Source organism: Pseudoalteromonas sp. NFXS39 (assembly GCF_040148775.1).
GTDB lineage: Bacteria > Pseudomonadota > Gammaproteobacteria > Enterobacterales > Alteromonadaceae > Pseudoalteromonas > Pseudoalteromonas apostichopi.
In genome coordinates this window covers 766,778-778,501 of sequence record NZ_JAGDEC010000001.1, presented here as the reverse complement: position 1 = coordinate 778,501, position 11,724 = coordinate 766,778, and the positions used below count along the sequence as shown (strand labels likewise).

The following is an 11,724-nucleotide window of genomic DNA, read 5'->3' as shown; positions in this document are numbered from 1 at the left end:
CTTCCTTGTAGCTTCTATCGCTCATATCTTAAACAACAATTTGTTCGTTGTCCCTTTTTATTCTTAAAGTAGTTATTACTTGAAATAAAAAAGCGCACCGGGCAGGGTGCGCTTGAGGGGATCAATCCTGTGTAGCTAAAACAGTAGGATTAATTAAAAACTTGGAGCATATCTCAGAGAAACACCCACTGAGCGGCCAATCACACTATAATCACTCACGGTGTTAAAGTGGTTTGCGCCTACCTCAGGTGTTGGCGGTTCACGGTCTAATAAGTTATCGACACCAAAGTTAACAGCAAGTTCCTCATTAACTTGCCATGCAGCGGCAAAATCTAAGTAATTTTGTGCCGAGATTGTTTCTGAACGGTCGACAGCATACTCTACTTCACCGATTCTGCGCCAGCCTAGTTGGAAGTTCATGTTATCTAACTGCCAGTCAATGCTTGCGCGGTGTTTATAGTCGGCTTGTAAGATACTCGCAAAGTCACCTGAACAGGCGCTGCCATAGGTTCCTTTACAGTCTACTTCGGCTACAGTGCTGTTGTTTTGGCGTGTTTGTTTAGTAACAAAGTTACCTTGGTAAGAGAATCTAAAGCGACCACCCATTTGCTCTGGTGCATCAATCACATAATTTGCTGCAACATCGATACCTTCTTGTTCGATTGCAGCTAAGTTAAAGTCATTAACGATGGCTGTGCTAATAAAACCAGTGTTTGGATCACGAAGTACCGCACCACACAATGGGTTATTCGGATTTGGATCGTCAACATAACAGCTCTGTAGTGCAGCACCAGGCTGAATTTGGCTTACTGCATCTGTTACGCGAATACTGTAGTAATCGAGTGATAAATCAAAGCCTTCTAAATAGCTAGGTGTATAAACAATACCCAAGGTGTCTGATTCGGCTTGCTCAGGTTTAATATTCGGGTTACCACCATAGGTATATTCTGCCGTGCTTGAATCAAACTCAGTGCCAACAGGTGGTGCACCAAACGCAGCACACTGGGTTGCATCTCCGGTACCTAGTAAACATGGATCGCCGTTATAACGCCCTGCTAATCGTGGTACAAATTGATCGCTGTTTTGATCGAATAACGATAACGAAAGAGCTGTAATTGGGCTGGCAAACTCACCTAAGTTCGGCGCTCTAAATGCGGTTAAGCGGTTTGCTCGAATGCGAATGTCACTGTTAATCGCCCAGTTGATCCCTAACTTGTAAGTATCTTCAGCTTCGGTATTTGAGTAATCAGAAATACGGTATGCACCTTCAAAGCTAAGCTCTTCGGCAAATGGTTGATCAACCAAAATTGGCACCAATACCTCAGCGTAGAACTCTTCTGAGCTAAAACTTGCATCCATATCAAATGCGCTAATAGAAGCAAAGCTAGTACCATTTCTGAATGCATCGCCCGGTGTTTGTTTACCGGTTTCTTTACGGTATTCATAACCGACTGCAAAGTCGATAGCACCAGCAGGTAACTCAAATAAGAAACCAGAATCACCAGATAACGTGGCTGAGATCACACTTTGTGTACGGTCGCGGGTGGTATAAAGCAGCGGATCACTAAAGCCACTGAAGTCGTGGTTGGGATCAAAAATATCTACAGAGTTTGCAAGGGCAGCAAAGCGGCTATTACCACTGTTATCATTACGGTAAGCGTTATTGTAAATGGTTGCTACTTCGTCAGTTTTTCCGTACTGACCATATATGTCATAGTATAGGTAGTCAGTAATATCGCCTTTTAGACCCAGCTGAAATTGCATTGAATCACGCACAGCTTCGGTGTGTTGTACACCTAAGCCTAAGTTGCGCTCAACATTAACAAGGGCATTACCTTCACTGTCAAACGTTAGTTGATCACGTAATTCATCAGGAATATATGCATTGTCTTGGGTTAGGGTTACTTGCTCGTTAACAAAAATTGGGGTTTGGCCACTTGCGCCAGCACCATTAACGGTAACTTTAGAGTACATTGCGCGACCATAGGCAATGGCACTGTCGCTGACATCAACGTCGAATAATAAACCCGCAGAAAAACGGTCCATCGGTTGAGTTAAATAACGATCAGGAGTGAAATCAGCTGTTGGGCGCTCACTTGTTACAGCACCTGAATCTGCAATACCGATACTGTTGCCAGATGCAACGTCAGTATAATAACCACCGCTGTTTATCATCGCCGTTGAGTTTTCAAGTGCATAGTCACGCTCACCGGCTAATAGCTCTTTTCGTTCGGTATAGCCAATGTAGCCTGTTACATGACCACGGCCATCGGCGATATCACCGCCAAAAATAGCCTCGAAGTTAAGCTTTTCGTTACCGCCGTCGGCACTTTCATAGCTAGTTGAGAACTCGGCGCCAGTAAAATCATCGTCTAGAACAAAGTTAACAACACCGGCTACGGCATCAGCACCATAAACCGCTGCTGCACCACCTGTTAAGACATCAACGCGTTTAATTAACCCGGCAGGAATAGTATTTACGTCAACCGAATTACGAAAACTAAACGGTACGGCGCGAGTGCCGTCAATAAGTACCAATGTACGGTTTTGGCCAAGACCGCGTAAATCTATGGTTGATGAGCCAAATGAGTCACCGACTGTGGCACCTGTGCTGTTTGCACCTGCTGCAGCTTGTGGCAATTTTGCTGTAATATCTTCAACGTTTACAGCACGGTCTAGATGAATTTGTGCTTCATCAACGCTAACCACTGGGCTACTTGAGACCAGCTCGGTACGTTGAATACGTGAACCTGTAACTGTGATCACTTCAGGTTTTTTCGCCTCTGTGGCTTCTTCTGCGTGGGCATAACTTATTACTGAACTTACAGCGAGAGCTAAAGGTGAGAGCAGCAATAGTGAGCGATGCCCTGTAGATGTATTTGCTTTCATGATGATTCCCTTGCGTTTTATCATTTAAATCAACGCAGGTTGGTGTGTGACCTAGACCATTTAGTTAATTTAATGAGTCATACTTTTTGTTATGATGCTTCTGTGTTCTCCTTTTGGGGAGCTCACCGGTACAGTTTTAAAGCAATTTAAAAGTCTTTGCAATAATTATTCTTTAAATCTATTATTTTAAAATATAAACTATTCCACATCATCAACCCGCTTATTTACATCTAATAAGCTGATTTTAAGTGATTTATTTATGCATCAACATATTGAAAAACTGTATTTAAGCGCTAAGAAAGAAAAAAAATTAATAATTGGTCTAATGAGTGGTACCTCGTTAGATGGTCTTGATATTGCGCTGTGTGAAGTATCAGGGCAGGGTATGGACACTCGTGTAGAAGTATTAAAGTTTACTACGGTTGACTACGACGATGATTATAAAATGCGTGTAAAACGCGTATTCGCCAAGCGCGAGTGTGATCTTGAAGAAGTCGTCTTACTCAACCCTTGGATTGGCCAATTACATGGTGAAATGGTTGCCAAAACGTTAGCCAGCTGGGGAGTAGCAAAAGAACTTGTTGATGTGATTGCCAGCCACGGACAAACTATTTATCACTGCCCTAAAAACCAACACAAGCGACAAGAATATGGCAATGCAACTTTACAAATTGGTGATAGCGATCATTTAGCCGTGACTGCAGGCATTACCACCATAGGTGATTTTAGACAAAAACACATAGCAGCGGGTGGTGAAGGTGCGCCGCTTGCTGTATATGGTGATTATTTGTACTTCACAAGTACTAGTGAAAACCGCATATTGTTAAACATGGGCGGCATTGCCAACTTAACCTACTTACCAAAATCTGCTGATGCACGAGCGGTTTTTAGCTCTGATATTGGCCCAGGCAATACCATTATGGATGCCTATGTACAGCGTTACTTTGCACCACTTCATTATGATAAAGATGCCGCTATTGCAACTAAGGGCACGGTAAATGAAGCTTTACTCACTGCGCTGTGTGCTGATGCATTTTTTGGTTTAGGGTTTCCAAAAACCACAGGCCCAGAAGTGTTTAATCTAGACTATTTAGCAGCGGCACAAGCACGTTCAAATACGCAAGCGTTATCGCACTTTGATGTTATGGCAACTTTAGTGCAGTTTTCAGGAGTCATGATTGCCAAAGCAATTAACCAATGCAGTGAAGGCTTAACTGATGTGGCTGTATACGCCAGTGGTGGTGGGGTTCATAATCCATTATTAATGCAAGTTATTTTGGATCATTGCCCAGAACTTACAGTAATCAATAACACTGATTCGTTGGGTATAAATCCAGATGCAAAAGAGGCTGTGTTATTTGCTATTTTAGCTAACGAATGTTTGTCGGGTGGACAACAACGCTTTGGTAATACCAAGCAAGGGATCCCCGATATTACCATGGGTAAAATTAGCTTTGCTGATTAGAGCCTAGAAAAAGGCTAAAAAGCTTGCGCCAATATGACTGATGTAATGGCGTAAGCCATGGTTTTTAGCTTGCTCAGAAGTTAACAGCTCTGGTGACGTGCTCGCTGCAATGCTGACATCAAACTGGGCGCTGTCTTTAAGTGTTGCATGCATACCGTGTAGCATTAATTGCAATACAAATTCACCACTGTGAGTAACGTTTTCTAAGGTAAGCATAATAACGTGCTGTTCTAGATCGTGTTGCGTTAAAGTGTGCGCAGTAAAATACGCTGACTCACGGGCATCAGGGCGTGTTGCACTGATTGAGATCACATCACTTTCATGGGCATCATCTGGCAGCACACAACAAAATACAACCCGCTTTTGCTCATTAGCCGCAAAATGCAATTGTTCATATTCCATAGTATGCGCAAGTGCAGCACATAAAGGATCTTCACTAGAGGGGAGTGCAAACGAAAGTTGCACCAAGGCACTGTCCATTACTTCTTCATTACGTTAGCTGATTAAATTAGCGTCAATTATTGATCAGTTAAATTACAGAATTATGACTATTGTCATATTACGGATTATTTATTTCAAAAACAGAGAAAAGTTGAATGGCTAATTCGTTTTGGTCGGATATAAGTCTCAACATATTTGATAATGAAATTGCGTTTATTAGTCGTTATTGCGAAAAGAGGCTCTTTCAAAAGCATGTAATTATCGACCATTTAGGCTTTATAAGCCTGATAAATCGCTTTTATCAGGCTATAACTCGTGATTAGCAAATATGGTATTCGCCACGGGGTTTGTTGCTAAACATAAACGCTTGTAACTCAGATTTAAGAACTTCGACAATGTCGGTCGTAAACGGTGTTCTGATTTCACCTGAATCTAAATATCTAAGTAAATCAATTTCATGTATGAGAGCTGACTTAATAGAGTAGCTAATTGGATAAGTGACCTTAAATTGCTTGCGAGCTATCACATTATCGTGATTTTCAATGTCAACATAGAAAGTTAATTGATCATCTTCTTCGCAAAGGTTGCTACAAGTTCCTTGCTCACGAATACAATCTAAGACAATATTTCTGATGAAAATATCAAATTCGTTCATATTAATCCCTCAATTTTAGCCCATCCATTGGGTACAACTAAAATTTAGCAAAAAATAGTTAAATAGCCAACTCAATTTTGGTTCTTTTAGATTAATCCTTTCTGAGTGGGTTAGTTTAAAAGTATTGGGTGAGGATGTAGGGGGTTAGTCGGTAGAGATTTATCTATAGGGGGCGGTTTTAAGGCGCGCGAAACAAGTTTCACGCCTACGTTGTAGCAGCGGCTTTATGCCGCGTCATTGATAAATTTTTACGAGAAACGAGAAACGAGAAACGAGAGGCGAGGTAGAAGCGCATCTCGCTCCTCGTAACTTTCCCCTTTCCCCTAGTAACTCGCTAACTAATCCTAGCTCCTAGCTCCTAGCTCCTAGCTCCTAGCCCTTAGCCTCTAAAACCTCCCGCCTGACTATCTCTGCGCCTTTATTCAATGCATTGAGTTTGGCGTTTGCTATTTGGCGAGGGAGGGGGGCCATACCGCAGTTTGTGCATGGATAAAGCTTGTCTGCATCAACATATTTAAGGGCTTCGCGTAATGTTTGCGCAACCTCTTCAGGGGTTTCAATTTCATTGCTTGCTACATCAATGGCACCCACCATCACTTTTTTGCCACGTATCAGCGCTAATAGCTCAATGGGGACGCGTGAGTTGTGGCACTCCAACGAAATGATATCAATATTCGACTTTTGAAGTTTTGGGAATACTTCTTCGTATTGACGCCATTCACTCCCCAGTGTTTGTTTCCAATCAGTGTTTGCTTTAATACCATAGCCGTAGCAAATGTGTACGGCGGTTTCGCACTTTAAGCCTTCGATTGCTCTTTCTAGGCACTTAATGCCCCAGTCATTAACTTCATCAAAGAACACATTAAACGCAGGCTCATCAAATTGAATAATATCAACACCCGCAGCTTCGAGCTCTTTCGCCTCTTGGTTGAGAATTTTGGCAAACTCCCACGCTAGTTGTTCACGGCTTTGATAGTGGGCGTCATACAAGGTGTCGATCATGGTCATAGGCCCTGGCAGCGCCCACTTTATTGGTTGCTTGGTCAGCGAACGTAAAAACTTGGCGTCTTCCACAAACACTGATTTGCTGCGTGATACTGGGCCAATCACACTCGGAACACTTGCTTCGTAACGGTTACGAATAGTCACTGTTTTACGGTTCTCAAAATCAACGCCATTTAAGTGTTCTATAAAGGTCGTCACAAAATGCTGGCGTGTTTGCTCGCCGTCGCTCACGATATCAACGCCAGCTTGTTGTTGCTCTTGCAAGGCAACACGCAGCGCGTCTTGTTTGCCGTCGATAAGTTCTGCGCCTTGCAATTTCCAAGGCGACCATAAGGTTTCAGGTTCAGCGAGCCAAGCTGGTTTTGGTAAACTGCCTGCTGTCGATGTTGGTAATAACTTTTTCATTTTTACTCTCTTTAAATCGCGTAGTTGGCAGACCATTTATCAAGTACAGATTGATAAGGCTTAATAAAGTGTTGCTCAGTAAATTTACCTTGTGCAATCGCCAATTGGCTGCGCTCTTTACGGTCATAAACAATTTGCGTGATAGAGTGATCGGCGTTTTTTAAATTTGGTTGATAGCAACTACCCGCCACGGCATTGGCGTTATAAATTTCTGGACGGTAGATTTTCTGGAATGTTTCCATAGTGCTAATCGTGCTGATCAACTCTAAGTTGGTGTAATCGTTCAGCAAGTCACCAAAGAAATAAAACGCCAGCGGAGCAACTGTGTTTGGTGGCATAAAATAGCGCACCTGCAAGCCCATTTTTTTAAAGTATTGCTCGGTTAATGACGACTCATTTGGTTGGTACTCAGCACCTAAAATTGGGTGTTGGTTTTCTGTACGATGGTACGTTTTGTTATCAGATACGCTTAAACAAATAACCGGTGGTTTTTTAAAGTTCTGCTTGTAAGTCTCTGAGTCAATAAAGTATTTAAAGAGTTTACCGTGTAAGTCACCAAAGTTTTCGGGAATGCTAAATTCGCTTTTCTCTTTGTTATGATCTAGCAGCAGTACGCTAAAATCATAATCACGCACGTAAGATGAGAAGTTATTACCAACAATACCTTCGATGCGTTCATTAGTTTGGTGATCAATGATATTAGTTTTCAATACTTCAATTGAAGGGAATGCCTCTGTGCTTTGTGCAATTTCTAAATCAACAGAGATGATCTCAAGCTCAACTGAGTAGCGGTTGCCTTGGGGGTTATCCCAGTTTGCTAGCGCATTAAAGCGGCTATCAATCATTTTTAATGCATTACGTAAATTTTGTTTGCGACTTTCACCTCGAGCTAGGTTTGCAAAGTTTGTTGTAAGCCGAGTGCTGTTTGACGGATGATAATTTTCGTCGAGGCAAATGCTTTTAATTGTAAATCTGAAATCGTTGTTCATGGCAATGTATCCAAAAGTCCTGAGATAAATGATTGCTGCTCACCTTCCTTAAATCGCTAGGTCATTAACCTTAGGTTGCTCTGCAGCGCTAATAAATTTATACGTGGTCATCACCATGAAGAAAAACGTTTTTATTTCAGGTAAAACATGAGGCAGATTCATAAATATTTGCTGTTTTAGTAAAACATTTAGGAAGGGATAGTGAAAAAATACTTTAAAGTCACTTTGGACGTCTAGATTTCTAAATTGGTTTGTTCGAGTTGCAGTAATTTCATATAAAACGTGAGTAATATTCACTACTTAACCCTACTTTTGAGAACAACCTCGTACTTTATTGTTGATATACTCGTCTCCCTAAACCAACAACACAGACAAATACAATGAGTGAATTAATCGTGCTTATTATCGCTTGCGCCATACTTGGTAGCGGGGTGGGCTTTTTAGCTGGGCTATTAGGAATAGGTGGAGGCCTAGTAATTGTGCCTATATTAAGCATGATCTTGCTGCACTTTCAGGTGTTACCTGCAAAGCAAGTGGTGCTGGTGGCGATTGCTACATCGCTCGCCTCAATTCTTTTTACTTCAACGTCATCAGCTATCGCTCACCATAAAAATGGCAATGTGCCTTGGCAATTGGCTCCGTGGGTGATGACTGGGGTTGCACTAGGCGCCCTTATCAGTGGCTTTTTGGCTTCGCTATTACCCGCAAATGTGGTGCGAATAGTGTTTGCTGTGAGTGTGGTGCTTATTGCATTAAAAATGATTTTCAGCAGTAAAAACGACAGCCAAACAACACGCTCGCTACCTAATAAAAGCCTTTTAACACTTTATACAACCATCACAGGGGGGCTTTCTGCCATGATTGGCATTGGCGGTGGTGCGGTACTTGTGCCGTTACTGACGTTTTTCTCGATCGATATGAAAAAAGCCATTGGCTGTGCTTCGGTGTGCGGTATTGTCATTGCGTTATTTGGCTCAGTGGGTTACATCAGCTCGGGCAGTCAGTACTTTACATTAAAAGAGGGCTTTGCTGGTTTTGTTTATTTGCCAGCCTTGTTTGGGATTGTTTGTACTTCGTGGTTTACCGCGCCATTAGGTGCAAAAGCAACGCATCATTTACCTGTCTCTACTATCAAGAAAATCTTTGCAGGGCTGCTGGTTATTATGGCTGTGAATATGCTAGCTAAATAGTGTTAACGTATTAATTCGACAAGACGAAAGTCGTTTGTTAATGTCAGTTAAGCAGTTTTTAGGCTGCTTAACTGCCTTTTTTCGGAAGCTGTAGGCGCTATTTAAGGACTCTTTTTTAAGGAATATGCTATGGATCGTCGGTGCACTTTAGCAAGTAAAAAAACGCTAAGCTCTTTATTTGTTGCTCTATCACTAATGATTTTGCCAGTGACTGCTGAGCCAACAAAACCTCTCGAGACTCACCATGCTTTAATGGGGCAAATTCTCAGTGCAAATAAGAAAACACCCCTTACTGGTTTTGCACTTCATGTGATTGTTGATGATGGACATGCTTTTTCAACGGCAAAGCAAAGTAAAGAAAATGCGCCGCAAGTTATTAACCCAAATAGTTTATTTAGAATTGCCAGTGTGACCAAAACCTTCACTGCAGCAACGGTGCTTCGTTTGCATGAAGAAGGTAAATTAAACCTTGATACAACGCTCGATAAATTACTTTCTGACGACTTTTTTACGCTTCTTGAAAGCGATGGCTATGCCCTAGATAAAATGACGCTAAAACAAGTACTGAGTCATACGGCAGGGTTATACGATCATGCCCAAAGCGATCAGTATTTAGCTGGCATAATGGCAAATCCGCAGCAAGATATTACGATGCGCGAGCAAATTAAAAGGTGTGTAGAGTGGGGTGACCCAGTTAGTAAACCTGGTGAGCGTTTCTCATATTCAGATACCGGTTATGTGTTACTCGGCCATATTATTGAGAGAGTGACAGATTTACCGCTACCTGAAGCGGTTCGACAATACTTAAGTTTCGATAAAAATCATATCGAAAATGTGATCTGGGAACAGGGTGATACGGTTGCTGTGGATGAGTCTCGACGCGTGCATCAATACTTGCATGGCACCGACACCTTTAATTGGAGCCCAACTGTCGATTTATATGGTGGCGGTGGGCTTGTTGCCAGCCCAATCGGTATGGCTAAATTTTATCATGCTTTATTTTCAGGTAAGGTCTTCAAACACCCAGAAACACTTGAACTAATGCTCTCAGATAAAGGTTTACCTGCAGATAGCCCTTATCGTTTAGGTATATTTGCAAAAGAATATAACGGCACGCTAGTTTATCAACATGGAGGCTTTTGGGGCACTTTAGTGATGTATGAGCCAACATCGGAGGTAGTGGTAGCAGGCGCGGTTACTCAGCAAAAAGACTACGGCCAGCTTGAAAAAGTGATGAGTGACTATCTCATCCTACAGACAAAATAGTCTTATAAAGCTAGTTAATGCCTCAGCTGTTAGTTTTCGTTGTAGTGAACGTTTGCTTAGTGCTAGGTCTGAGGCAATATGCTCAATGCTAATTTGCTCTTGCGATAAGGTTTTAAACATAACCCTCGACACCTTATCAGTAAGGCTTTGTTCGCTGATAACATCTTGCTGCTTACGTTTAAAATCACTCTCAGATCGCGCCATCATTCTTGCCAAGCGCGCCAAACTAAGAGCCTAATTTAATCTCGTGGCTTAGATTTGTATTGGTTGCGGGATAGCCATCTCATAGAGCCTAATAGAAATAGAGCAAAAGCAGCCAAGCCACTGAATAACCATGTAATACGCCCACTTAAATTAAGAAAACTGCCATCATGTATAGGATGAAGCCAATTTAAAACTGTGTTGCTGTTGCCTTGCTCTTGGTAAGCAAACACTTTTAAAACTTCACCACTATTGGCGTCTATATAAACATAGCTATGTGGAAAGCGTTGCGATGGGTCTTCTTTTGTTTGCACTCTAATTCGATAATAAAACGGGTTATCCTTCATTGCGGGTGTTTCTATCCATGCTCCTCGAGAATTAGGTAAAACCTCAAGCGCTAAATTCAATGCTGCATTGGGTTGAATAGGGGGGTTATCTGCCAGAACACCATAGTGGTTTACAGGAGTTTCCACAGTATCTATTGGCCCTGTTATTTTTGTTAAAATTGCAGCTGACTCTTTAGGGAGTGCTAGCATAATCCCTGTCACTGTTAGAATGACTAATGGCGCTAAAAAAGTTAACCCTATTAATTTGTGCCAATCGTAAAGCATCCCAATACGAGATGAACGCTTTTTAAACTTAAGTTGTTTTTGCCACTGTCCCTGCTTAGGCCACCATGCAAATAAGCCACTAACTAACAAATATAAAATAGCTAACCCCACGTAACCTAAAAGCCAAGTTCCAGTTTGACCTAGTAGTAAGGTGAAATGCAGGTTATAGAGCCAGGTCATTAAATATTGACCCCAATAATCGCGGCGTAGAATTAAATTGCCATCACTTGAAAGCCATACCATCATCGGAGCAAATTCGAGATGTTCTGTTTCAGGAGGATTGTAATACCGAGCAGGAATTAACTTTGCATTTGGGGTAACTTCAAAGCGCCAACTACCTTGTTTATCAGGATATTGTTTGCGTAGGGTATCCAGTGCGTTATTAAAGTTAGCAGAAGCGTTGTTTTGCAACTTAGTCGAAGAGATGTTTAAGCCTTGATCAAGTTCATCGTAAAATACTAATAACGAACCTGATAGTGCGATAACACAAAACAATAAGCCAAGGCTCAGGCCAAGCCATTTATGAATACGGCGGTGTAATTTTCGCCAGTTTAGCATTGCAGACCTCTTTAATTACTGGCTTTATTCAACACGCCAATGAATATTA

General features: G+C 41.8%; 10 protein-coding genes. 3 read left to right on the top strand and 7 right to left on the bottom strand.

Going from position 1 to position 11,724, the window contains the following annotated elements; all coding sequences use genetic code 11:
* Positions 1-153: 153 nt before the first annotated feature.
* On the bottom strand, positions 154-2,889 hold the full coding sequence (locus tag J3455_RS03280; protein ID WP_130052911.1) for a TonB-dependent receptor domain-containing protein: 2,736 nt from the start codon (positions 2,887-2,889) through the stop codon (positions 154-156).
* Between the two features lie 259 nt (positions 2,890-3,148).
* Here J3455_RS03280 and J3455_RS03275 point away from each other — a divergent pair, with 259 nt between their 5' ends.
* Positions 3,149-4,354 carry an anhydro-N-acetylmuramic acid kinase gene (locus J3455_RS03275; RefSeq protein ID WP_349561057.1) on the top strand — a complete coding sequence of 402 codons (1,206 nt, stop codon included), beginning with the start codon at positions 3,149-3,151 and terminating at the stop codon, positions 4,352-4,354.
* Between the two features lie 3 nt (positions 4,355-4,357).
* On the opposite strand, the gene J3455_RS03270 is transcribed toward J3455_RS03275, so the two are convergent.
* The 4 genes from J3455_RS03270 to J3455_RS03255 form a co-directional block, all read right to left on the bottom strand.
* Entirely contained in the window at positions 4,358-4,834 is a 477-nt protein-coding gene (locus J3455_RS03270; RefSeq protein WP_348708525.1) for a hypothetical protein, read from the bottom strand.
* Between the two features lie 280 nt (positions 4,835-5,114).
* Positions 5,115-5,450 (bottom strand): hypothetical protein, encoded by a 336-nt coding sequence (locus J3455_RS03265; RefSeq protein WP_130052908.1) that lies wholly within the window; start codon positions 5,448-5,450, stop codon positions 5,115-5,117.
* A 372-nt stretch (positions 5,451-5,822) separates the two neighbouring features.
* Entirely contained in the window at positions 5,823-6,860 is a 1,038-nt protein-coding gene (locus tag J3455_RS03260) for a methionine synthase (protein ID WP_349561055.1), read from the bottom strand.
* Between the two features lie 11 nt (positions 6,861-6,871).
* A complete protein-coding gene (locus tag J3455_RS03255; protein ID WP_256854045.1) occupies positions 6,872-7,849 on the bottom strand; it encodes a DUF1852 domain-containing protein in 978 nt (325 codons plus the stop codon).
* Positions 7,850-8,229: 380 nt separating this feature from the next.
* On the opposite strand from J3455_RS03255, the gene J3455_RS03250 reads away from it, so the two are divergent.
* Both J3455_RS03250 and J3455_RS03245 read left to right on the top strand, forming a co-directional pair.
* Positions 8,230-9,039, top strand: a complete 810-nt coding sequence (locus tag J3455_RS03250) for a sulfite exporter TauE/SafE family protein (RefSeq protein ID WP_348708527.1) — start codon at positions 8,230-8,232, stop codon at positions 9,037-9,039.
* 129 nt (positions 9,040-9,168) lie between these two features.
* The gene (locus J3455_RS03245; RefSeq protein WP_349561054.1) at positions 9,169-10,305 is read left to right on the top strand and encodes a serine hydrolase domain-containing protein; all 1,137 of its coding nucleotides are present in this window, start codon (positions 9,169-9,171) and stop codon (positions 10,303-10,305) included.
* Here J3455_RS03245 and J3455_RS03240 read toward each other — a convergent pair.
* Together J3455_RS03240 and J3455_RS03235 are read right to left on the bottom strand one after the other, a co-directional pair.
* Positions 10,291-10,509, bottom strand: coding sequence for a hypothetical protein (locus J3455_RS03240; protein WP_256854042.1), 219 nt, complete (start codon positions 10,507-10,509; stop codon positions 10,291-10,293). The genes J3455_RS03245 and J3455_RS03240 overlap by 15 nt on opposite strands.
* 35 nt (positions 10,510-10,544) lie before the next feature.
* Positions 10,545-11,675: a PepSY-associated TM helix domain-containing protein gene (locus J3455_RS03235; protein ID WP_348708530.1), complete on the bottom strand. Its 1,131-nt coding sequence runs from the start codon at positions 11,673-11,675 to the stop codon at positions 10,545-10,547.
* Positions 11,676-11,724 lie beyond the last annotated feature (49 nt).

What these genes read in the sequence shown, in the direction of transcription:
- J3455_RS03280 (WP_130052911.1), bottom strand. Translation starts at nt 2,889, where the DNA reads ATGAAAGCAAATACATCTACAGGGCATCGCTCACTATTGCTGCTCTCA.
- J3455_RS03275 (WP_349561057.1), top strand. Translation starts at nt 3,149, where the DNA reads ATGCATCAACATATTGAAAAACTGTATTTAAGCGCTAAGAAAGAAAAA.
- J3455_RS03270 (WP_348708525.1), bottom strand. Translation starts at nt 4,834, where the DNA reads ATGGACAGTGCCTTGGTGCAACTTTCGTTTGCACTCCCCTCTAGTGAA.
- J3455_RS03265 (WP_130052908.1), bottom strand. Translation starts at nt 5,450, where the DNA reads ATGAACGAATTTGATATTTTCATCAGAAATATTGTCTTAGATTGTATT.
- J3455_RS03260 (WP_349561055.1), bottom strand. Translation starts at nt 6,860, where the DNA reads ATGAAAAAGTTATTACCAACATCGACAGCAGGCAGTTTACCAAAACCA.
- J3455_RS03255 (WP_256854045.1), bottom strand. Translation starts at nt 7,849, where the DNA reads ATGAACAACGATTTCAGATTTACAATTAAAAGCATTTGCCTCGACGAA.
- J3455_RS03250 (WP_348708527.1), top strand. Translation starts at nt 8,230, where the DNA reads ATGAGTGAATTAATCGTGCTTATTATCGCTTGCGCCATACTTGGTAGC.
- J3455_RS03245 (WP_349561054.1), top strand. Translation starts at nt 9,169, where the DNA reads ATGGATCGTCGGTGCACTTTAGCAAGTAAAAAAACGCTAAGCTCTTTA.
- J3455_RS03240 (WP_256854042.1), bottom strand. Translation starts at nt 10,509, where the DNA reads ATGGCGCGATCTGAGAGTGATTTTAAACGTAAGCAGCAAGATGTTATC.
- J3455_RS03235 (WP_348708530.1), bottom strand. Translation starts at nt 11,675, where the DNA reads ATGCTAAACTGGCGAAAATTACACCGCCGTATTCATAAATGGCTTGGC.